Source organism: Promicromonospora panici, assembly GCF_900608595.1.
Classification (GTDB): Bacteria; Actinomycetota; Actinomycetes; order Actinomycetales; family Cellulomonadaceae; genus Promicromonospora; species Promicromonospora panici.
Genome location: NZ_UWYY01000006.1, coordinates 216,058 through 235,726 on the forward strand (window position 1 = coordinate 216,058; position 19,669 = coordinate 235,726).

The following is a 19,669-nucleotide window of genomic DNA, read 5'->3' on the forward strand; positions in this document are numbered from 1 at the left end:
GGCCTCATCGTAGGCAGCGGTCCCGACGGCTCGAGGCCTGGTCCGGCGGCCGGGCTCAGCGCAGGCCGGCGTCGGTCAACCAGTCCTCGGCGATGTCGGCGAGGGCCTCGCCCGTGCCGGCACGACCGTTCATCTCGATCAGGTCCTCCGTGGTCAGCGCGGCGGACACCTCGTTCAGCGTCGTGGTGATGGTGTCGTCCACCGTGTCCGTGCGGACGATCGGCAGGATGTTCTCCGCGGCGAACAGCGACTTGTCGTCCTCCAGCGACACGAGGTCGTTCTCGGCGATACCGGGATCCGTGCTGAAGATGTCGCCCGCCTGCACCTGGCCGGAGGTCAGCGCCGTCATCGTGAGCGGGCCCCCGGCGTCCAGGCTGACGAACTCCTTGAACTCCAGGCCGTAGACCTCCTTCAGGCCGACGACACCGTTCACGCGCGTCTTCCACTCCGGCGGCCCGCCGAGCGAGATCTCGCCGGCCACCGGCTCGAGGTCGGAGATCGTCTCCAGGTCGTACTTCGCCGCCGTCTCCTGCGTCACGGCGAGCACGTCCTTGTCCTGCGCGTCCGAGGCCTCGAGCATCGTGAGGTCCTCGGGCAGCGTCTCCTCGAGCTCCGCGATCACGTCCTCGGTGCTGCTCGCGGTGGACTCGGTGTCGAGGTACTTGAGCAGAGCGCCCGAGTAGTCCGGGACGAGGTCGATCGAGCCGTCCTGGACTGCCGCGATGTAGACCTCGCGGCTACCGATGTTGAACTTCTCCTCGACCTCGACCCCGGCGTCCTGCAGTGCCAGGGAGTAGATGGTGGCGAGCAGCTGGCTCTCGGAGAAGTCCGCGGAGCCGATGACGACGGCGGAACCCGAGTCCGCGCCACCGGCGTCGGCCTCCTCGCTGAGCGGGTCACCGCCGGCGCACGCGGTGAGGGCGAGCAGGGCGATGCCGGTGAGGCCGGCCAAGCCGGCGCGGGCGGGAGATCGCTTCATGGTGTTGCCTCTCTGGGGCTGCTGGTCGAGCTGGGAGGAATGGGGGTGATGCGGGGAACCGGGCCCTGACGGCCGGCCCGTGCCCGCCGGAGGCTGGGGGCCGAGGCCCGGGTCAGCCCCGGCGAGACGACGGCGCGACCCAGGGCGAGGAACGCGAGCTCCAGCGCGAGGGCGACGATCGCGACGAGGACGGCGCCGGCGGCCATCTGCTCGTAGTCCGAGGAGGCGCGGCCGTCGATGATGTACCGGCCGAGTCCCTTGAGGGAGACGTAGGCGGCGACGGTAGCGGTGGAGACGATCTGCAGCGTCGCGTTGCGGACCCCGGACAGGAAGAGCGGCAGCGCGCACGGGACCTGCACGTGCAGCAGGATCTGCGGGCGCGTGTACCCGGTGGCCCGGGCCGCACCGACGGCGCCCGGGTCCGCGCCCTGGATGCCCGCGACGGTCCCCGCCAGGATGGGCGGCACCGCGAGCAGCACGAGGACCACGATCGTCGGCCCGACGAACGCGAGCTGGGAGCCGATGTGCGGCGCGACCAGCATGACCACGAGGACGAGCAGGCCGAACGTCGGTAGCGCCCGCAGGGCGTTGGCGACGCCGGATACGAAGAGCTCGCCGCGCCCCGTGTAGCCGATGTAGACGCCGAGCGGGACGGCGATCGCGAGCGCGATGAGCAGCGCAATGCCCGAGTACAGGAGGTGGTACCCGACCTGGACCGGGATCGAGTCGGGGCCCGTCCACTGGGCGGGGTCGAGGAACCAGCCGACGATGTTCATGCCGTCTCCGCCTTCTGCTGCCACGGGGTGAGCGCACGGGTGCCCGCGTGCACCAGCACGTCGAGGACGACCGACAGCACCAGGCACAGCACGATCCCCACGACGATCGGCAGCGTGAGCCGCAGCGAGAAGCCCTCGGTGAAGAGCGAACCCAGCTGCGGGATGCCGAGCAGGGCCGCCATGGTCACGATGCTCACGTTCGAGACGACGGCCACGCGCAGGCCGCCGCCGATCGCCGGGACGGCCACGGGCAGCTCCACGTGCAGGAGCCGCTGCCAGGGGCGGTAGCCCATCGCCGTCGCGGCCTGGACCGTGTCGTGCGGGACCGAGGCCAGCCCGTCCGCGATGACCCGGACCAGCAGCGCGACGCTGTAGACCGTCAGCGCGACGACGACGTTGAGGGGGTCGAGGATCTTGGTGCCGAGCAGCTGGGGCAGGAGGACGAACAGCGCGATCGACGGGACCGTGTAGAGCAGGCCCGAGGCGCCCACGATCAGCGGGTAGAAACGGGCCGAGCGCGACGCCCACCACGCCAGCGGAATGGCGATGAGCAGGCCGAGGACCGTGGGGATGACGCTGAGCACGGCGTGCCACGCGGTGAGCTCACCGATGCGGGCGGCGTTGTCGGCGATCCAGTCGACGATCACGATGCGACCCCGGCTTCGCGCTCGCGGGCAATGTGCCGGAGCACCTCGTCCGCGGTGACGCTCCCCCGCAGCCGGCCGCCGGGTCCCGCCACGAGGCCTCGCCCGGTCGGGCTCGAGAGGGCGGCGTCGAGCAGGTCGCGCAAGCTGCCGTCGGCGCGGGCGACCGTCCCCGAGAAGTCGATCTGGCGCTCCTCGACGACGTCGCGCGCGGCCCGCAGGTCCACCCATCCGAGCGGCGCGTCGGCGTCGTCGACGACGACGCACCAGGCGTCGCCGACGACGTCGGCCGGCCGGGCGCCGACCCGGACCGTCACCTCGTCGGCGAGCTCGACGGTCGCCGTCGCCTCGACGAAGCCGAGGGCGCGGTAGCCGCGGGAGGCGCCGACGAAGTCCGCGACGAAGGCGTCGGCCGGGTGGGCGAGCAGCTCGGCGGGCGTGGCGACCTGGGCCAGCGTGCCGCCCTCCCGGAAGACGGCGACCTGGTCGCCCAGCTTGAGCGCCTCGTCGATGTCGTGGGTGACCATCACGATCGTCTTGCCGATGTCGCGCTGGAGCTGGAGGAAGGAGTCCTGGAGCTGGGTGCGGACCACCGGGTCGACGGCGCTGAAGGGCTCGTCCATCAGCAGGAAGGGCGGGTCCGTGGCGAGCGCCCGGGCGACGCCCACGCGCTGCTGCTGCCCGCCGGAGAGCTGGTAGGGGTAGCGCCGGGCGTAGCGCTCGTCGAGTCCGACCTTCGCCAGCAGCTCCAGCGCGCGGGAGCGCGCCTCCTTCTTGCCGGCGCCGAGCAGGCGGGGCAGCGCCGCGACGTTGTCGACGACGGTGCGGTGCGGGAACAGACCGGCGCTCTGGATGACGTAGCCGATCTTGCGCCGCAGGTCGATGGCGTCGACCGACCGGGTGTCCTGGCCGTCGAGGCTCACGACACCCTCGGTCGGGTCGATCAGGCGGTTGATCATCCGCATCGACGTCGTCTTGCCGCAGCCCGAGGGGCCGACGAGCACCGTCAGGCGGCCGTTCGGGGCGTCGAACGTGAGGTCGTGCACCGCGTGCGTGCCGTCGGGGTACACCTTGGAGACGTGCTCGAACGTGATCATGCCGTGGCTCCTTCGAGATTCTGGCCCGCCGGGCCGCCGAGCTCCGACGAGATGGTGGCGACCTCGGCGGCGAGGAGCCGCCCGTAGCGGGAGGCGTCGTCCTCGCTCAGCCGGTAGCTCGGGACGACGAGGCTCAGGGCGGCGACCACGCGCCGGCCCACCTGGATCGGTGCGGCGATCCCCGTGACGTCGCTCTCGACGCCGCTCCGCACCAGCGCCCAGGACCCGGGCGGGACAGCGCCGGTGAGGGCCTGCCCCGCGGCCGTGCCGTCGAGCGGGATGGTGCCGCCCACCCAGCTCCGGTGCCGGATCGAGTGCGAGCCCTCGACGATGGCGATGTAGAGCGCCGTCTCGTGATGGCCGATCGTGCTGAGGTACACCGACTCGCCGGTCGCCTCCGCGAGCGTCTTCATCGCGGGGCGCGTGAGGTCGATGAGGGACTCGTTGCTCAGGGCCTGCGCGCCGAGCTGGATGATCCGCCCGCCCGGCGTGAACGAGGCGTCGTCGTCCCGGCGGACGAAGCCAGCGCCCTCCAGCGTGCGCAGCAGCCGCAAGGCGGTGCTGGGCGCGAGCCCGGTGGCGCGGGCCGCCTCGGAGAGGTTGGTCCGGCCCTCCTCGCAGACGACGGCGAGGAGCGCGAGCACCCGCTCGGCTGTCCTGGTCCCGGCCTCTGCCATGTCTGGGTCCCTCCACGCGTCGCGTTCCTGGTCTCTTCCTCCAGCGAAAGTAGGGGCCGGGGGTTTTCGGCACATCGCCACTGCATTGCCACTGTGTAAAACCCGCTTGCCACTGAGCGGCACTACCCTGACCGGCACAATGGCAGGAGAGCAGGAGACGAGAGAAGAGGATGCGCCGATGATCGAGCTTGGCGGGAGCGCAGGACTGGCGGACGTGGTCGCCGTCGCCGACGGCGGGCGGGTCAACGTGCCCGACGCCGCGGTCGAGGCGGTGCGGCGGGCGCACGAGGTCACGCGCCGGCTCAGCGCGGACGTGCCGACCTACGGCCGGACGACGGGAGTGGGCGCGAACAAGTCCGCCGCCGTCGTCGACGACGATGCCGCCCACGGGCTCCGGCTCCTGCGCAGCCACGCGGTCGACGCCGGCGCCGAGCTGCCCGAACGGGCGGTGCGGGCGATGCTCGCCGTGCGGCTCAACCAGCTCTGCGTGCCCGGATCGGGCGTGGACCCGGCGGTGCTCGGCGCGCTGGAGGGGATGCTGAACGGGAACGCCCTGCCCACCGTCCGTGCGCACGCCTCGATCGGCACCGGTGACCTCGGGGCCCTGGCCGGCACCGCCCTGACTCTCATGGGCGAGCGCCCGGCCACGGAGCCGCTCGAGCCCATGGGGCCGTGGAGCAGCGACAGCGCGCTGCCGTTCATCAGCTCGAACGCCCTCACGATCGGCCGCACCTGCCTCGTGGTCGACACCCTTTCCCGGCTCGACCGCGCCGCCACTGCCGTCTACGCGTTCAGCTTCCGCGGGCTCGACGGCAACCCGTCGGTCCTCTCCCCCGCGGCGGTGCGGGCCTCCGCGGCGCCGGGGGTCGACGTGGTGGCCGAGCGCGTGCGGCGACTGCTGGAGGCCGGGACCGCCGGGCGGTCCGTGGAGCCACCGGCTCGGATCCAGGACGCCTTCGGGCTGCGGGCGTTCCCGATCAGCCAGGGCGCCTTCACGCACGCGCTCGGGGCGCTGGCCGAACAGGCGGGCCGGGTCCTCGGCGTCGCCCAGGAGAACCCGCTGTTCGACCTGGCCGGCGAGGCCGTGGTGCACCACGGCGCCTTCCACCAGGCCGCGCTCGGGCTGGCTCTGGACGGGTGCAACCTCGCCCTCGCCCAGACCGGGCCGCTCGTGATGTCGCGGATCGGGATGATCAACGAGCCGGCCCTCACCGGGCTCCGGCCGTTCCTCGCGACGGGCCAGGAGGGCGCCTCCGGCCTGATGATGGTCGAGTACGTCGCCGCGAGCGCGCTCGGCGAGCTGCGCGCGGCAGCGCAGCCCGCGTCGCTCGGCTCCGTCGCGCTCTCCCGCGGCACCGAGGAGGACGCGAGCTTCGCGTCGCAGGCCGTCGTCCAGGCCGAGCGGGCGGCCTCCGCCTACCGGACGCTGCTCGCCTGCGAGCTGGTCGGGGCCGTGCGGCTGCTCCGCCAGCGCGGTGTCGTGCTACCCGAGGGACCGCTGGGCGACGCGTTCGAGCTGGCCGCGGCGCTGCCTGCCGAGGACGCCGACCGGGACCTGCGAGACGACCTCGAGGTCGCCGAGAAGCTGCTCGACGCGCTCGCGTGGGTGTAGGCCGCGGCTATTGCCGTCACCACGACGTCCTGACGTACACCACCGTCTGGTGCAGCTCGCCGTAGCTCCACGAGTCCTGGTTCTGGAGACCTTCCATCTCCGCGCGGGCGTGCTCGGTCCAGACGACCCGGTTCGCAGCGCCGGCGACGTCCAGCCACGAGGTCCCGTCCTCGTCCGGCCCGAGCATGGTCAGGGCGGGCACGGCAACGCCGTCCTGCGGTTCGAGCCGCAGGAAGTAGATGTCCTCGCCGTCGGCCCAGAGGATGCCGTCGTCGAACGCGCTGACCGTCCACGCGGCATCCTCACGGACGACCGTGGCCTCGCGCGAGTCCGTGTCGAGCGCCACGATCCACTGCCCCGACTCGAACAGCAGAGTGTCTCCAGACAGGTAGGCGTAGTGGTTCCACGCCGTGCCCTGGTCGAGCCGTACGAGGTCGCGCAGTCCGGCGCCTGCCGCGAGCAGTCCGATCGCGCTGGGCCCGTCAGCAGGATTGCGTGACACGACGACACCGTCGTCGCTGTCCGAGATGGCGCAGACGTCAGTGACCGCGTCGCGGACGACGTCGGTACCGGGCGCGGCCAGGTCGACCAGATCGATGCGCCCGTTGCACCGGTCCCGGTCGGCGAGGGTCCCGTCCGTGAGGTGCAAGATCGCCAGGGTTCGCCCTCCTGTTGCGATCTTCCAGACGGACCGGCTGGGATCCGGTTCGTAGCTCGTGACGGTACGAACCTCCCCGTCCGGTCCCTGCGCCTTGACCACGACCGGCTCGCTCTCGGAGAACCCTTCGGTCCAGGCGACATGCGTGTCGGTGAGGACCGGGCTGCTGACCCCGCGGTACCCGCGATGCTCGCTGCTGGAGTCGGGGTCGGAATGGGGATCGGGCGAACCGGTGGTGAGCTGCCACTGCTCCAAGGTGGACTCTCCGGCCGACCCGGTGGCCGCGGGCCGCGCCAGCGCGGTGACCGGCTCGGAGCCGGGTCCGACGTCGGGCCGGGCCAGCGCGGCGATCAGCGTCCCGTCGCGACGGACCGCGAACGGAACGTTGGGGTCCGCCCCGATCGCGGATCCGACGATGACGTCCGGAGGGCTGCCAAGGTCCACCCTGTGCTCGGTGACGTAGTCGACGCACTCGATCGCCGGGCGAGCGTCTTCGGCGTCGAGCGCCTGGACGACCGTGTAGTCGCCGGTCGGGGCGTCTCCGGGAACCGGGATGGTCCTGGTCGCGCCGGGCGCGGGGAGGTCCTGCCCGGCACATGCGGCGGCGGAGGCCGCCATCTCCGGGATGTCCAGGTCGCCCAGCCCGACGGCGTCGTCCTGCCCGGCCACCGCGTCGTCGTCCTGGACCGGGTCGTCATCATCACGACTGGTGTCGACCGTGGGCAGGTGGAAGGTCTCCACCAGCCAGCGGTGTGCCGGAGCGGTGACGGTGTCCACCACTGGTACACCGACCGGACCGTGCACGACCAGAGCGATGAACGTGCACACCGCAACCGCGGCGACGCTCAGCGCACCGTTGCGACGAACCCGACGTGCCGCCGCGGCCTTGCTGCGGGTCAACGTCTCGCGACCGTCGAAGACCGGCTCGTCCGCGGCCTCCGGAGCGGCGTCGGTCAGGAGCGAGCGAAGCCGTTCGAGGCCCCGAGAGCTTGCGGCCTTGACGGTGCCGACCGACCGTCCGATCTCGCGGGCAACCTGTGCCTCCGGTAGATCAAGCACGTGCCGCAGCACCACGACCCGTCGCTGCTGCGGCGAGAGACTCCTCAGCGCCCGGGCGAGCTCGTCCCGGAGCGCGACCTGTGCGGCGTGGTCGTCCACGTGAGCGACCGGAAGGTTGTCGTCCCCCGGGACGTCGGTCAGCCGCGTCCGACGCCACGCATCGGTCCTGAGATTGACCAGTACCTTTCGCGCGTACGCACGCGGGTTCCCGCTCCGAGCCTTGTCCCAGCGTCGATAAACACGCTCGAAGGTGCCCTGGACCAGGTCCTCGGCCAGGGCACGCTCGCCGACCAGGAAGAAGGCCGTCCGAAACAGGTACGGGCCGTCCGCCTCCACGAACGCGACGAACTCCTCGTCACGCGACCGGCCGCCCACCCGGACCTCGACCCGTTCTGCCGAAAGTGTCTCCATGCTCCTACCCACGCGCCGGAACGGCCCCAGGTTGAGACGGTACCCGCAGCTTCTATGAGCACTCGCGTGGGGTAGGTCAGTCGGCTCCGCGTTGCAGGCGCCGCGCCAGCCAGATCCCCAGGGCGACCAGCCCCGCCATCACACCGACCGCGTACAGGATCGGGACGATCGGGCCGACGGCGGCCGCCGCCTCCGCGCCCTGCGGCTCGGCGCCGGCGAGGGCCGGGTCGACGGCGTCGGAGCGGTCGTGGCCGGCGCCGTCGGTGGCGAGCTCGTCGCCGGTGCCGGCGGCAGGGTCGGTGTCGACTTCGGGCTCGGGTTCGACGGCTTCGGCGAGACGCCCGGTGCCGGAACCGGTATCCCCGTCTCGACCGGCTCCTCGTTCTCCCGCCAGCCGTACACCCGAGTCTCCCGGATCGCGATGCCCGCCGAGCCGCCGCGGGTCACCGAGCGCATCCGCACGTAGCGGCCGCGACCGTCACCGGAGACGGTGATCACGTCCTTGCCGCCGTCGCCCCCGTCCGTGAACCACGACGTCGACCAGGCCGCGCCGTCGTCCGAGATCTGGATCGAGTACGCCGTCGAGTACGCGGCTCCCCAGTCGATCTCCACGCGTTGGACGTCGGCGGCCTGCTCCAGGTCCACACGGAGCCACTGCGGGTCCTCGGGACGACTGGTCCACCGAGTCTCGTGGTTGCCGTCCACCGCATGGCGCGCGAGGAACGCGTCCGACTTGCGCGTCAGCGCCAGGGCGGGCCTCCCCTCGGACAGCAACGCGGCATCGGCCCGCGCCGAGGGCCGGCTAGATCGGAAGGTACGCGAGCGGGCTCTTCGATCGGCTAGGCGGACCGGATGTCTTGCCTGATGCCCGCACGGCACGCGACGCCGAGCCGACGAAGATCGCCCGCCGCGGGCTGATTGCTGACGAAGCCGTAATACGTCGAGTTCGCTCGTCACGAAATGCGCCCGGTTGCTACCCCGGACCCGTCGGTGCCGTGCCAACGAAGCGTCTACTCTCGGTGCATGGCAGCAGTCACGCTCGGGATCCCGTCGGTGCGGGGCGTGCCCCGCCGCGCTGCCGCACCAGCCGGCAAACCACGCCCCGAGACCCCGCTGCTCGTCGACCGGTACGGGCGCGTGGCGCGCGACCTGCGCGTCTCCATCACCACCGCGTGCTCGCTGCGCTGCACCTACTGCATGCCGGCCGAGGGTCTGCCGCTGGTGCCCCGCGACGAGCTGATGACGCCGGAGGAGATCGGCCGGCTCGTCGGCATCGGCGTGCGGGACCTCGGCATCCGCGACATTCGGTTCACCGGGGGCGAGCCGCTCATGCGGCGCGACCTGGAGCAGATCATCAGCGCGGCGCGGACGGCTGCCGACGACGGGATGGCCGCGGTCCGCGGCTCCCGGGCGACCCTGCCGCCGTCGGGCAGCCAGGCGACAGCCGAACGCGTCCGCATCGCCATGACCTCCAACGCGCTCGGCCTGGACAAGCGCGTGGACGCGCTCGTCGCGGCCGGCCTCGACCGGGTCAACGTCTCCCTCGACACCGTCGACCGGGAGGCGTTCGCGACCCTGACGCGGCGCGACCGCCTGGACGACGTGCTCAGGGGCATCCGCGCGGCGCTGGCCGCGGGGCTGGCCCCGGTCAAGATCAACGCGGTGCTCCTGCCCGAGACCCTCGAGGGCGCCGCCGACCTGCTGGCCTGGGCCGTCGAGCACGGCTGCAACCTGCGGTTCATCGAGGAGATGCCGCTCGACGCCGACGGGCAGTGGACGCGCGACGACGTCGTGAGCGCCGCCGACCTGCTGGGCGTGCTGGAGTCCCGCTTCACGCTCACCCCGGCGGGCCGCGAGGATCCGTCGGCCCCGGCCGAGGAGTGGCTGGTGGACGAGGGCCCGGCGACGGTCGGCATCATCGCGTCGGTGACCCGCTCGTTCTGCGGAGCCTGCGACCGCACCCGGCTGACCGCCGAGGGCACCGTCCGGTCCTGCCTGTTCGGCAACGAGGAGACGGATCTCAAGGCGCTGCTCCGCGCCGGCGCCACCGACGACGAGGTCGGCGACGCCTGGCGCGCCGCCATGTGGGCCAAGCCCCGCGCCCACGGCAGCGACGCCGTCGAGCTGGCTGCCGACGCGTTCGCCGAGACCGAGCGCAGCATGGGCGCCATCGGCGGCTGACCCCTCCCTGGCTGTGGGCGTGATCGTTGCTGCTGCCTGCCCGCTTTAGGCGCAACGATCGCGCTCACAGCCAACGATGGTCAGGGTTTTCCTCAGGGCGTGGTTGAATTCCCGCGTGATTACAGCGACCGAGCGGCCGCAGCGCATCATGATCGTCACCGACGCCTGGGAACCGCAGGTGAACGGCGTCGCCACGGCGCTGTCCCGGACGGTCACCGAGCTGCGGCGGATGGGCTGCGCGGTCGAGGTGGTCACGCCGTGGGACGGCTACCGCACCATCCCCCTGATCACGTACTCCGAGATCCGCGTGCCCATCATGGCCCGCGACGACGTGGAGCGACGGTTCCTGGAGTTCGCGCCAGACGCCGTGCACATCGCCACCGAGGGCCCGCTCGGCTGGTACGCGCGCGCCGTCTGCGACCACTTCGGCTTCCCGTTCACCACCAGCTACCACACCCAGTTCCCTGAGTACCTGAGCGCGCGCTGGTCGTGGATCCCGCTCTGGGCCGGGTACCGGTACATGCGCAGGTTCCACGACAAGTCAGGCGCCGTGCTGGTGGCGACGCCCACCATGCGCGAGCAGCTCACCCAGTGGCGCATCCGCAACGTGACGCCGTGGAGCCTCGGCGTCGACACCGAGCAGTTCCACCCCCGCCGTCGGGCAGCGGCGCCTGGCTCGGCGACACCCGACGGCGTGTATCGCGGCCTCGCCGGCCCCGTCTTCCTGTACGTCGGGCGGCTGGCCGTGGAGAAGAACGTCGAGGCGTTCCTCGCCCTGGACCTGCCCGGCTCGAAGGTCGTGGTGGGCGACGGCCCCGCTCGCGCCGAGCTCGAGGCCGCCCACCCCGGCGCGCACTTTCGCGGACGACGCTCGGGCGACGAGCTGGCTCAGCACTTCGCCGACGCCGACGTGCTCGTCTTCCCGAGCCGCACCGACACGTTCGGCCTGGTCATCCTGGAGGCGATGGCGTCAGGGACCCCGGTGGCCGGCTTCGACGCCCCGGGCCCACGCGACCTCATCCCGGGGTCCCGCGCGGGCGCCGTCGACGACGACCTGCGGGCCGCGTGCCTCGCCGCGCTCGACTGCTCCCGCGAGGACACCCGCCGGTACGCCGAGCACTTCTCGTGGCGCGCGTGCGCCGAGACGTTCTACGCGCAGCTCGACGTGCCGCCCCCGCCGGTCCGGGAACGTATCTGGCGGCGCGGGATCCAGCGGCTACCGAGCATCAGCCTGAGCATGCCGACCCTGACGATGCCCAGCTTCACCGTGACGGGCCTGTCGCGGCCCGGCCTGTCGAGGCCGAGCCTGACGCTCCCGCGGGCGCGGGAGCTGACCCAGCGGATGCACCCGGCACGACTCCCGGAGCTGTTGCCGGGCCGCATCCCCGGCACGGGCACGGTGCGCCGGGCGGCCACCCGGGTGCACCGGCTGGTTACAGACCGACCCACTCGGACTCGCCGTCGGTGAACTGCTGCTTCTTCCAGATCGGCACCTCGGCCTTGATGCGCTCCACCAGCAGGGAGCACGCCTCGAACGCCTCCTTGCGGTGCCCGGCCGACGCCGCGGCCACGAGCGCGACGTCCCCGACCTCGAGGTGCCCGTACCGGTGCGTGGCGGCGACTCGCAGGCCGGTCTCGGCGGCCACGGCCTGGCACACTTTTTGCAGGACGTCGGTAGCGGAGGGGTGCGCCTCGTAGTCGAGGCTCGTCACGGCGCGGGCGCCGTCCTCGTCGCGGACCACGCCCCGGAACGTGACCACGGCCCCGCACTCGGGCGCGGCGACCGCGGCCTCGACGGCCCGCCCGACGGCGTCGTCGAGCACCTCCTGCGTCACGCGCACGACCTCGTCCACCGGCACTCCCTCGTCGTCCGTCGATCTGTCCGTCGGGTGCGGCATCACAGCGGCCACGTGGTCACCTCGGCACCCGGTGTGAGCGTAGTCGTGGCCGCGGGGACGTCGATCAGCACGTCCGCCGCCGCCATCGATGCCACGAGGTGCGACCCCGGCCCGCCGACGATGGCGACCCGCGAGCGCTGCCCGTTCTCCCGCAGCCAGCGCCCGCGCAGGAGCTGCCGCTTCCCGGCCGGTGAGCTGACGGCGCCGTCGAGCACCGCCGGGACCTGCTCGACCGGCGGCAGGCCGCCCGCCCCGCGCAGGACGTCGCGCAGGAACACCACGAACGAGACCTGCGCGCTCACGGGGTTCCCGGGGAAGGCGAGCACCGGCGTGCCCACCACGCGGCCGAGACCCTGCGGCCCGCCGGGCTGCATGGCCACGGAGCGGAACGTCACCTCCGGCAGCGCATCCTTGACCACCTCGTAGGCGCCCTGGCTGACGCCCCCGGTGGTCAGCACGAGGTCGCACAGCGCCGCCGCACGCTCCAGGGCCACGCGCACGAGCTCCGGGTCGTCGGGGACGGTCAGGCGCAGGTCGACCCGCCCGCCCGCGGCCCGGACGGCGGCCACCAGCGCCGGCCCGTTGGCGTCCCAGATCTGGCCGGGACCCGGTTCGCCGTCCGGCGGGACGAGCTCGCTGCCCGTGGACACCACGGCCACCGAGACCGGCACGAGGACCGTCAGCCGCCCGATGCCGCACGCGGCGGCGGCCGCCACATGGTGCGGCGCGAGCACGGTGCCGGCGCGCAGCACGACGTCGCCCGCCGCGACGTCGGACCCCGGCTCCCGGACGAACTCCCCAGCGGTCCGTCCTCGCGCCACCTCGACGGTCGCCGCCAGGTCGCCCGGCGCCCCGTTGAAGGTCACGTGGTCCGTGTCCTCGACGGGGATCACGGCATCGGCGCCCTCCGGCACGGGGGCGCCCGTCATGATGCGGACCGCGGTACCCGGCGCGAGCGGGACCGGCTCGCCGGGCGCGGCGGCGACGTCGCCCGCCACCGGCAGGGTGACGGGCGCACCCGGGCCGGCCGCGGCGACGTCCGCCGCGCGGACCGCGAAGCCGTCCATCTGCGAGTTGCGGAAGCGGGGCAGCGGCCCGGGGGCCACGACGTCGCGCGCCAGGACCCGCCCCAGCACTCCCCGCTGGATGGACATCTCCTCTTCCGACCGGTCGGCCAGCCCGGCGAGGAGCTCGGCCACGTCGGTCCGATGCTGTTCTACGTCCACACGATCAGCCATGCAAGCAACCTATCCCGGCGCCTCGGGTGCGTTCGTCGTCCGGCGGACGGAACACGCGGCGCGGCCCTGTACGGCTCCGGCGGGGCGGAGCGAGAATCGATCATGCACATCCATGCGCTGAGCAACAACGGGACCACGCCCGACGGCGTCCTGGTGCGCCGGGATTCGCAGACGCACGACAACCTCCGGGTGCTCGACTCGGTGCTCGCCATGCGCCCCACGCCCGACGTCGTGCTGCGGGCGCGGCAGCGCGTCGAGTACGACGGTGACGTCCGCCGCTGGGTGCGCTACTCCCTGCAGCGCGAGCCCGGCGGCGTGGACGTCGCGTTCGAGCGCGCCGACCTCCCGCCCGGCGTGGGGAACGGCGTGCCGTCCTTCGCCCGCTACCTCCTGGTGCTGGAGCTCGCGACGGTCGGCGCATGGGTCGAGTACACCCAGCTCGACGACGCGGACCCGACCCGCACGCAGCACGCCCTCATGGTCCGCACCGACACCCAGCCGCTCATCCTGCCGGACGGCATCTCGACGTCGGCCATGCGGATCGACCAGCTGCTCGACGGGAGCCCTGCGAACGCCTTCTGGTGCGACAACTTCGGCGTGCTCCAGGCCGACTACATCGAGACGTTCCCCGACGGCAGCCAGATCACCGGCGTCTCCTGGCGCACCACGTGGGAGGACATCGAGCCGCGGCTCGACGCCGAGGTGCGCCGCGCCCTGGACGCGTCCGGCATCCTGGCGTAACGCTCCGTCGAGCCCGTGCCCGTGCCGCTCCGGTCGGCGCACCATGGGGCTACTTGTGCAGGTGCGCCTTGTGCCCGACGGCGGCCGAGACATCCGCCTCGGCCACGGTGAGCAGCCGGTCGGCCAGCCGCCGCAGCGCCCGTCCGGCGGCGATCTCGTCGCCGATCAGCGGAACCTCGGGATCCTCCGGCGCCTTCCTGGCGTGCCCGACGGCGCGCAAAGCATCCGGCGGGCCGTTCATCACGGTGGCCTCGGCCGTTGTGCTGCCGCCCGACTCGACCACGGTGATCCGCACGTCCCAGGTGAGTGAACGGGCCTGCCGTGCCTCACGCCACTCGTCCGAGCCGGCCTCGACCTGCCGGTCGACTATCGTGTCCGCGCCGGGGTAGACGAGCGTCTCCTCGCCGGTGTCGGACCACTTCACCCGAAAGGGCGGCGAGCCGTCGCCGTGCGGACACTCGGTCACCACGCCGTCCCGCACGGCGCCACCGACCACTCCCGAGGCGGTGACTATCCGGTCGCCCACTGCTGCCTTCATGGGGTCCTCCTCGCGTCGTTGCGTTCCTTCCATCATCGCCCAGCACGGGCCCCGCTGTCAGACGCAGCGGTAACTCGCACGACATCAGCGCTTGACGCGTGCGTGCGATTCTGAGACCGGAGGGTGTGAGCCGGGACGCGTGGCCCGGACGTGCGATCGAGGAGAGGGGTGTCGCGTGCGGGATCTGCTGCCGCAGCTGCTGGCCTGGTGGCGCGCCGACGAGCGCGCGGCCGTGGCCACGGTGGTGCGCACCTTCCGGTCCGCGCCCCGCGAACCCGGCGCCGCGATGGCGGTCGGGCCGAGCGGCGAGGTGATCGGGTCCGTGTCCGGCGGCTGTGTCGAAGGCGCCGTGTACGACCTCTGCCTGGAGGTCGCCGAGACCGGCCGCCCGGTCCTCGTCCGGTACGGCGTCTCCGACGAAACCGCTTTCGACGTCGGCCTGACCTGCGGCGGAACCATCGAGATCTTCGTCGCGCCGCTCTCGCGCACCGCCTGGCCGTCGTTCGACCGGTTCGCTTCGCGTGTGCTGGGCACGGACCCCACGCTGCCCGACGGCGCCCCACCCGCCTCGGGCGTCTGCCTCGCCACGGTCATCGCGACGCCCGACGGCGAGGGTTCGGCGCTCGGCCGGACGCTGGTCGTCGGGAGCGGTGAGCCGAACCGAGCCCCGGGGTCGCCGTGCGTACCGAGTGATTGGGCCCAAGAAACGCCGTTCTTCGGGCCCAATCACTCGGTCACGGACGGGCTCGGGGACGACGGGCTCGGCGACGGCGGGCTCGGGGACGGCGGGCTCGGGGACGGCGGGCTCGGCGACGGCGGGCTCGGCGCGGCGGTGGGCGCGGACGCCGTCGGGCAGATTGCCGCCGGGCTCTCCGCCGTGCGGGAGTACGGGCCACGCGGCGAGCGGACCGGGACGGGGACGCGGGTGTTCCTGCAGGTCTTCGCGCCGCGCCCGCGGCTGCTGGTGTTCGGCGCCATTGACTTCGCCGCCGCCATGGCGCGCGCCGGGCGGCTGCTCGGGTACCGCGTCACGGTGTGCGACGCCCGCCCGATCTTCGCGACGGCGGCCCGCTTCCCGGAGGCGGACGAGGTGGTCGTCGACTGGCCGCACCGGTACCTCGCCGCCGAGATCGAGGCGGGCCGGGTCGCCGAGCACGACGCCGTGTGCGTGCTGACGCACGACCCGAAGTTCGACGTGCCGCTGCTGCGCACGGCGCTCACGGAGCTGCCGGCCGGCACCTACGTGGGCGCGATGGGCTCGCGCCGGGCGCACGAGGAACGGGAGGCCAGGCTGATCGAGGACGGCGTCCCGCCCGAGGCGCTGGCCCGGCTGCGCAGCCCGATCGGGCTCGACCTCGGCGCGCGCACCCCGGACGAGACCGCGGTGTCGATCGCCGCTGAGATGATCGCGGCCCGGTCGGGCGCCTCGGCCCGGCCACTGCGCGAGACGGACGGCCCGATCCACGGCTGACCTGACCGCCGGTCCGGCCAGCCAAGGACTGACTCTGGTTGACAAGGCGCCGGGCGACCGTTATCGGGCAGGTTGTGGCTCTGCCAAGGCCTGCTGAACACGAGTCAGCTCGCCGTCCCCGGCTCAGTCACGGTGCTGCACGATGTTGATCACGTTGCCGTCCGGCGCCCGGACGAGGAACCTGCGCACGCCCCATGACTCCGTCGTCAGCGGGTGCACGATCACGTAGCCGAGCGCCCGCGCCTCGTCGTAGGCGGCGTCGACGTCGACCGCGTGGACCGAGACGACCGCGTCCTCGGGCGCTGTCGAGTCGCGTGTCAGGAGCTGGACGTTCGCCCCGCTCTCGGACGAGGTGAAGCGGGCCACCCAGCCCAGGTTGAACTCCTCGGTGCGCAGCCCGAGGTAGTCGGTGTAGAAGCCTTTGGCAGCATCGACGTCGGGCACCCGAAGGTTGGCCGTGATGCGTGTGGCGCGCATGGTTCCTCCTCGCGGAAATACGGACGCCGGCGCCGGAGGCCCCGACCTATGCTGCGGGCATGTCAGCGCACGTTCAGGCCATCGTCCCGCCCAAGCTCCGCCACGGCGACACCATCCGCGTGATCGCGCCCGCACGGTCGCGGGCCCTGGTCATGGAGCACGACAACACCCGGTGGATCGACGAACGGCTCGCCGGCATGGGACTCACCCTCACGTTCGGTGAGCACGTCGACGAGGACGACCAGTTCCGCAGCGGCTCCATCGAGCACCGGGTGGCCGACCTGCACGCAGCGTTCGCCGACCCCGACGTCGCCGGGATCCTCACCGTGATCGGCGGGTTCAACAGCAACGAGCTGCTCCCCCACCTGGACTTCGACCTCATCGCCGCCAACCCCAAGGTGTTCTGCGGCTTCTCGGACATCAGCGCACTGCAGAACGCGATCCTCGCCCGCACCGGCCTGGTCACCTACTCGGGCCCGCACTGGTCGAGCTGGGGCATGCGCGACCACTTCGAGCCCACCGGAGACTGGTTCCGCGCGGCCGTCATGGACGACGCCCCGATCACCGTCGAACCGTCGCGGGCCTGGACCGACGACCTGTGGTTCCTGGACCAGGACACACGCACCGCCGTCCCGAACGAGGGCTGGTGGCCACTGCGCCCCGGGCAGGCCGCGGGCCGGATCGTCGGCGGCAACCTCGCCACGCTCAGCCTGCTCCAGGGCACCGCGTACATGCCGTCGCTCGACGGCGCGCTCCTCTTCCTCGAGGACGACTTCGAGTCGGACGCCGCGCACTTCGCGCGCTACCTCACCTCGCTGCTCCAGCTGCCCGACGCCGACGGCGTCACCGGGCTGGTCGTCGGCCGGTTCCAGCGGGCCTCCGCCGTGACGCGCGAGGCGCTCGACGAGATCGTCGCCCGTCAGCCCGCGCTGAGCGGCAAGCCGGTGCTGGCCGGCGTGGACTTCGGGCACACCAGCCCGCTGCTCACCTTCCCGGTCGGCGGGACGGCGGAGGTCGCCGTCGGCCCGGTCGAGGCCGGCCTGACGATCACGCGGCACTGAACCGACGTCGTCCGCCGTCGGCGAACCCGGAAATTGAGTCGGGTCGACTCAGGTTGAGACTGACATCAATCCCATCCGGAGGAGAACACCATGACCACCGTTCTGACAACTCGTTCCCCGTTCGCCCGCACCTGGCTCCGCGACCCGTGGAGCCAGCAGCTCGCCGCCGAGGGCCCCGTGCCCGCGGCCGACGTCTACCGTGAGGGCGAGGACCTCGTCGCCCGCCTCGACCTGCCGGGCGTCGACCCGGCCGGCGACATCACCGTCGAGGTCGAGGGCCGCAGGCTCGTCGTGCGCGGCGAGCGCAAGGACCAGCGCTCGGAGGAGTCCGAGGGCCGCCGCATCTCGGAGGTCCGCTTCGGCGCCTTCCGCCGCACCGTCACGCTGCCGAAGGCCGTGGACGGCGACGCCGTCCGCGCGTCCTACGACGCTGGCGTGCTGACGGTCACCGTGCCGGGCGTCTTCGCCGGCACGACGCCACAGCGCATCGAGGTCACCACCGCCGCCTGATCACCTCAGCCGGCTTCCCGACGGCGCCCGACCGCACCCGCGGTCGGGCGCCGTCTGCGTTGCCGTGGGACGACGTCGGGGAAAACCCGTATGTGCTGGTCCGCCCGTTGTGCGCCGCGGGACGGCCCCGAATACTTCTCGTGAGCACCGTTTCGTCAACACTCACGCATCGCCCGTGGCACAGGGGGCACGCGCGACTGCTGCAGCTATGCCTGTCGCGCTGTTCCGTGCGGCGGGAGGGACATGTTCGCGAAGGAGCGTTCGATGCGTAGCACGAGACACCGCACCACCCGCACCGCACTGACGGCGGCCGCCGCCCTGGCACTGGTCCTGTCGGCCTCGCTCGCGGCCTCGGCGGCGGCGCCCCGGACGGGCGCCGGAGTGGCGCCCGACGGCGGAGGCGGCCGAACCGCTCAGTCCGCCGAGTCCGCCCAGTCCGCCGAGTCCGCCCAGTCCGCCGAGGCTGTCACGGCCGCCCTGACCTGGTCCGACGAGTTCAACGGCGCCGCGGGCAGCGCACCCGACGGCGCGAACTGGAACTTCGAGACCGGCGCCGGCGGCTGGGGCAACAACGAGCTGCAGAACTACACCAGCTCCCGGCAGAACTCCGCACTGGACGGCAACGGCAACCTCGTCATCACCGCCCGGCAGGACGGCAACGGCGGCTACACCTCCGCCCGGCTGACGACCAAGGGAAAGGTCCAGCCGCAGTACGGCCGCCTCGAGGCCCGGATCAAGATCCCGCGCGGGCAGGGCATCTGGCCCGCCTTCTGGATGCTCGGCGGCCAGTTCCCGGGCACACCGTGGCCCAACTCCGGCGAGATCGACATCATGGAGAACATCGGCCGCGAGCCGCACCTGGTGCACGGCACGCTGCACGGCCCGGGTTACTCGGGCGGCAATCCGATCACCGGGCACTACATGCACCCGCAGGGCTGGTCGTTCGCCGACGACTTCCACACCTTCGCGATCGACTGGAGCCCCAACTCGATCACCTGGCTCGTGGACGGGAACGCTTACCAGACGTTCACCCCGGCGAACACCGGGAGCAATCCCTGGGTCTTCAACCAGCCGTTCTTCTTCATCCTGAACGTCGCCGTCGGCGGCAACTGGCCCGGGTACCCGGACGGCACCACGCAGTTCCCGCAGCAGATGGTCGTCGACTACGTCCGCGTCTACGACTCCACGGGCGGCGGGGGCGGCAGCCGCACCGGCACGGTCACCGCGAGCAACGGGATCTGCCTCGACGTCGCCGGTGCGAACACGGCCAACGGCACGCCCATCCAGCTCGCAACCTGCAACGGCAACGCGGCCCAGCAGTGGACAGTCGGCTCGGACGGCACGGTCCGGGCGCTCGGCAAGTGTCTCGACGTCGCAGGTGGGGGCACCGCGGCGGGCACCCCTGTCCAGCTGTGGGACTGCAACGGGACGGGCGCCCAGCAGTGGACCCACACGAGCGGCACCCAGGCGCTGCGCAACCCGCAGTCCGGACGCTGCCTGCAGCCGGTCGGCCGGGTGCAGAACGACGGCACCCGCACCGAGATCGCCAACTGCGACGGGAGCGCCGTCCAGCGCTGGGCCCTCCCATAAACCCAGTGGTTGTGGGCGTGATCGTTGCGCCTAAAACGGGCAGAGATTCGC

Annotated in this window: 19 protein-coding genes; 8 read left to right on the plus strand and 11 right to left on the minus strand. The window is 72.5% G+C overall.

Going from position 1 to position 19,669, the window contains the following annotated elements:
- Positions 1–55: 55 nt before the first annotated feature.
- The 5 genes from EW117_RS08870 to EW117_RS08890 are packed head-to-tail and all read right to left on the minus strand — an operon-like array spanning position 56 to position 4,173.
- Positions 56–979: an ABC transporter substrate-binding protein gene (locus tag EW117_RS08870; RefSeq protein WP_129785765.1), complete on the minus strand. Its 924-nt coding sequence runs from the start codon at positions 977–979 to the stop codon at positions 56–58.
- A complete protein-coding gene (locus EW117_RS08875; RefSeq protein WP_207211808.1) occupies positions 976–1,755 on the minus strand; it encodes an ABC transporter permease in 780 nt (259 codons plus the stop codon). Before EW117_RS08875 ends, EW117_RS08870 begins: the two co-directional genes overlap by 4 nt.
- Positions 1,752–2,402 carry an ABC transporter permease gene (locus EW117_RS08880; protein WP_129785767.1) on the minus strand — a complete coding sequence of 217 codons (651 nt, stop codon included), beginning with the start codon at positions 2,400–2,402 and terminating at the stop codon, positions 1,752–1,754. Before EW117_RS08880 ends, EW117_RS08875 begins: the two co-directional genes overlap by 4 nt.
- Positions 2,399–3,496, minus strand: coding sequence for an ABC transporter ATP-binding protein (locus tag EW117_RS08885; RefSeq protein ID WP_129785769.1), 1,098 nt, complete (start codon positions 3,494–3,496; stop codon positions 2,399–2,401). The genes EW117_RS08880 and EW117_RS08885 overlap by 4 nt, the downstream gene beginning before the upstream one ends.
- Positions 3,493–4,173, minus strand: coding sequence for an IclR family transcriptional regulator (locus EW117_RS08890; protein WP_129785771.1), 681 nt, complete (start codon positions 4,171–4,173; stop codon positions 3,493–3,495). The genes EW117_RS08885 and EW117_RS08890 overlap by 4 nt, the downstream gene beginning before the upstream one ends.
- A gap of 178 nt (positions 4,174–4,351) precedes the next feature.
- On the opposite strand from EW117_RS08890, the gene EW117_RS08895 reads away from it, so the two are divergent.
- The gene (locus tag EW117_RS08895; RefSeq protein ID WP_129785773.1) at positions 4,352–5,785 is read left to right on the plus strand and encodes an aromatic amino acid ammonia-lyase; all 1,434 of its coding nucleotides are present in this window, start codon (positions 4,352–4,354) and stop codon (positions 5,783–5,785) included.
- Between the two features lie 16 nt (positions 5,786–5,801).
- Here EW117_RS08895 and EW117_RS29705 read toward each other — a convergent pair whose 3' ends face one another.
- A complete protein-coding gene (locus tag EW117_RS29705; RefSeq protein WP_207211809.1) occupies positions 5,802–7,913 on the minus strand; it encodes a SigE family RNA polymerase sigma factor in 2,112 nt (703 codons plus the stop codon).
- 138 nt (positions 7,914–8,051) lie between these two features.
- Positions 8,052–8,687: a discoidin domain-containing protein gene (locus EW117_RS08905; protein ID WP_165362599.1), complete on the minus strand. Its 636-nt coding sequence runs from the start codon at positions 8,685–8,687 to the stop codon at positions 8,052–8,054.
- A gap of 249 nt (positions 8,688–8,936) precedes the next feature.
- On the opposite strand from EW117_RS08905, the gene EW117_RS08910 reads away from it, so the two are divergent.
- Positions 8,937–10,094: a GTP 3',8-cyclase MoaA gene (locus EW117_RS08910; protein ID WP_129785777.1), complete on the plus strand. Its 1,158-nt coding sequence runs from the start codon at positions 8,937–8,939 to the stop codon at positions 10,092–10,094.
- A gap of 115 nt (positions 10,095–10,209) precedes the next feature.
- Complete coding sequence (locus EW117_RS08915) at positions 10,210–11,562, plus strand: glycosyltransferase family 4 protein (RefSeq protein WP_207211810.1); 1,353 nt, start codon at positions 10,210–10,212, stop codon at positions 11,560–11,562.
- Here the strand turns inward: EW117_RS08915 and EW117_RS08920 are convergent.
- Together EW117_RS08920 and EW117_RS08925 are read right to left on the minus strand one after the other, a co-directional pair.
- Positions 11,528–11,947 (minus strand): molybdenum cofactor biosynthesis protein MoaE, encoded by a 420-nt coding sequence (locus EW117_RS08920; protein WP_129785928.1) that lies wholly within the window; start codon positions 11,945–11,947, stop codon positions 11,528–11,530. The genes EW117_RS08915 and EW117_RS08920 overlap by 35 nt on opposite strands.
- A gap of 44 nt (positions 11,948–11,991) precedes the next feature.
- Positions 11,992–13,230 (minus strand): molybdopterin molybdotransferase MoeA, encoded by a 1,239-nt coding sequence (locus EW117_RS08925; protein ID WP_129785781.1) that lies wholly within the window; start codon positions 13,228–13,230, stop codon positions 11,992–11,994.
- Between the two features lie 102 nt (positions 13,231–13,332).
- Here EW117_RS08925 and EW117_RS08930 point away from each other — a divergent pair, with 102 nt between their 5' ends.
- The gene (locus EW117_RS08930) at positions 13,333–13,971 is read left to right on the plus strand and encodes a hypothetical protein (protein WP_129785783.1); all 639 of its coding nucleotides are present in this window, start codon (positions 13,333–13,335) and stop codon (positions 13,969–13,971) included.
- A gap of 49 nt (positions 13,972–14,020) precedes the next feature.
- Here the strand turns inward: EW117_RS08930 and EW117_RS08935 are convergent, their stop codons facing one another.
- On the minus strand, positions 14,021–14,509 hold the full coding sequence (locus tag EW117_RS08935; RefSeq protein WP_165362601.1) for a dsRBD fold-containing protein: 489 nt from the start codon (positions 14,507–14,509) through the stop codon (positions 14,021–14,023).
- Positions 14,510–14,684: 175 nt separating this feature from the next.
- Here EW117_RS08935 and EW117_RS08940 point away from each other — a divergent pair, with 175 nt between their 5' ends.
- Positions 14,685–15,980 carry an XdhC family protein gene (locus tag EW117_RS08940; protein WP_129785785.1) on the plus strand — a complete coding sequence of 432 codons (1,296 nt, stop codon included), beginning with the start codon at positions 14,685–14,687 and terminating at the stop codon, positions 15,978–15,980.
- 123 nt (positions 15,981–16,103) lie between these two features.
- On the opposite strand, the gene EW117_RS08945 is transcribed toward EW117_RS08940, so the two are convergent.
- Entirely contained in the window at positions 16,104–16,457 is a 354-nt protein-coding gene (locus tag EW117_RS08945) for a VOC family protein (protein ID WP_129785787.1), read from the minus strand.
- A 59-nt stretch (positions 16,458–16,516) separates the two neighbouring features.
- Between EW117_RS08945 and EW117_RS08950 the strand changes: the two genes are divergently transcribed.
- The 3 genes from EW117_RS08950 to EW117_RS08960 all read left to right on the plus strand — a co-directional run bounded on the left by EW117_RS08950 (position 16,517) and on the right by EW117_RS08960 (position 19,618).
- Positions 16,517–17,518, plus strand: a complete 1,002-nt coding sequence (locus tag EW117_RS08950) for a S66 family peptidase (RefSeq protein WP_207211811.1) — start codon at positions 16,517–16,519, stop codon at positions 17,516–17,518.
- A 90-nt stretch (positions 17,519–17,608) separates the two neighbouring features.
- A complete protein-coding gene (locus EW117_RS08955; protein ID WP_129785788.1) occupies positions 17,609–18,028 on the plus strand; it encodes an Hsp20/alpha crystallin family protein in 420 nt (139 codons plus the stop codon).
- 264 nt (positions 18,029–18,292) lie between these two features.
- Positions 18,293–19,618 (plus strand): family 16 glycosylhydrolase, encoded by a 1,326-nt coding sequence (locus EW117_RS08960; RefSeq protein WP_129785789.1) that lies wholly within the window; start codon positions 18,293–18,295, stop codon positions 19,616–19,618.
- Positions 19,619–19,669: the final 51 nt, after the last annotated feature.

What these genes read in the sequence shown, in the direction of transcription:
- EW117_RS08870 (WP_129785765.1), bottom strand. Translation starts at nt 979, where the DNA reads ATGAAGCGATCTCCCGCCCGCGCCGGCTTGGCCGGCCTCACCGGCATC.
- EW117_RS08875 (WP_207211808.1), bottom strand. Translation starts at nt 1,755, where the DNA reads ATGAACATCGTCGGCTGGTTCCTCGACCCCGCCCAGTGGACGGGCCCC.
- EW117_RS08885 (WP_129785769.1), bottom strand. Translation starts at nt 3,496, where the DNA reads ATGATCACGTTCGAGCACGTCTCCAAGGTGTACCCCGACGGCACGCAC.
- EW117_RS08890 (WP_129785771.1), bottom strand. Translation starts at nt 4,173, where the DNA reads ATGGCAGAGGCCGGGACCAGGACAGCCGAGCGGGTGCTCGCGCTCCTC.
- EW117_RS08895 (WP_129785773.1), top strand. Translation starts at nt 4,352, where the DNA reads ATGATCGAGCTTGGCGGGAGCGCAGGACTGGCGGACGTGGTCGCCGTC.
- EW117_RS29705 (WP_207211809.1), bottom strand. Translation starts at nt 7,913, where the DNA reads ATGGAGACACTTTCGGCAGAACGGGTCGAGGTCCGGGTGGGCGGCCGG.
- EW117_RS08910 (WP_129785777.1), top strand. Translation starts at nt 8,937, where the DNA reads ATGGCAGCAGTCACGCTCGGGATCCCGTCGGTGCGGGGCGTGCCCCGC.
- EW117_RS08925 (WP_129785781.1), bottom strand. Translation starts at nt 13,230, where the DNA reads ATGGCTGATCGTGTGGACGTAGAACAGCATCGGACCGACGTGGCCGAG.
- EW117_RS08930 (WP_129785783.1), top strand. Translation starts at nt 13,333, where the DNA reads ATGCACATCCATGCGCTGAGCAACAACGGGACCACGCCCGACGGCGTC.
- EW117_RS08935 (WP_165362601.1), bottom strand. Translation starts at nt 14,509, where the DNA reads ATGAAGGCAGCAGTGGGCGACCGGATAGTCACCGCCTCGGGAGTGGTC.
- EW117_RS08945 (WP_129785787.1), bottom strand. Translation starts at nt 16,457, where the DNA reads ATGCGCGCCACACGCATCACGGCCAACCTTCGGGTGCCCGACGTCGAT.
- EW117_RS08950 (WP_207211811.1), top strand. Translation starts at nt 16,517, where the DNA reads ATGTCAGCGCACGTTCAGGCCATCGTCCCGCCCAAGCTCCGCCACGGC.
- EW117_RS08955 (WP_129785788.1), top strand. Translation starts at nt 17,609, where the DNA reads ATGACCACCGTTCTGACAACTCGTTCCCCGTTCGCCCGCACCTGGCTC.
- EW117_RS08960 (WP_129785789.1), top strand. Translation starts at nt 18,293, where the DNA reads ATGCGTAGCACGAGACACCGCACCACCCGCACCGCACTGACGGCGGCC.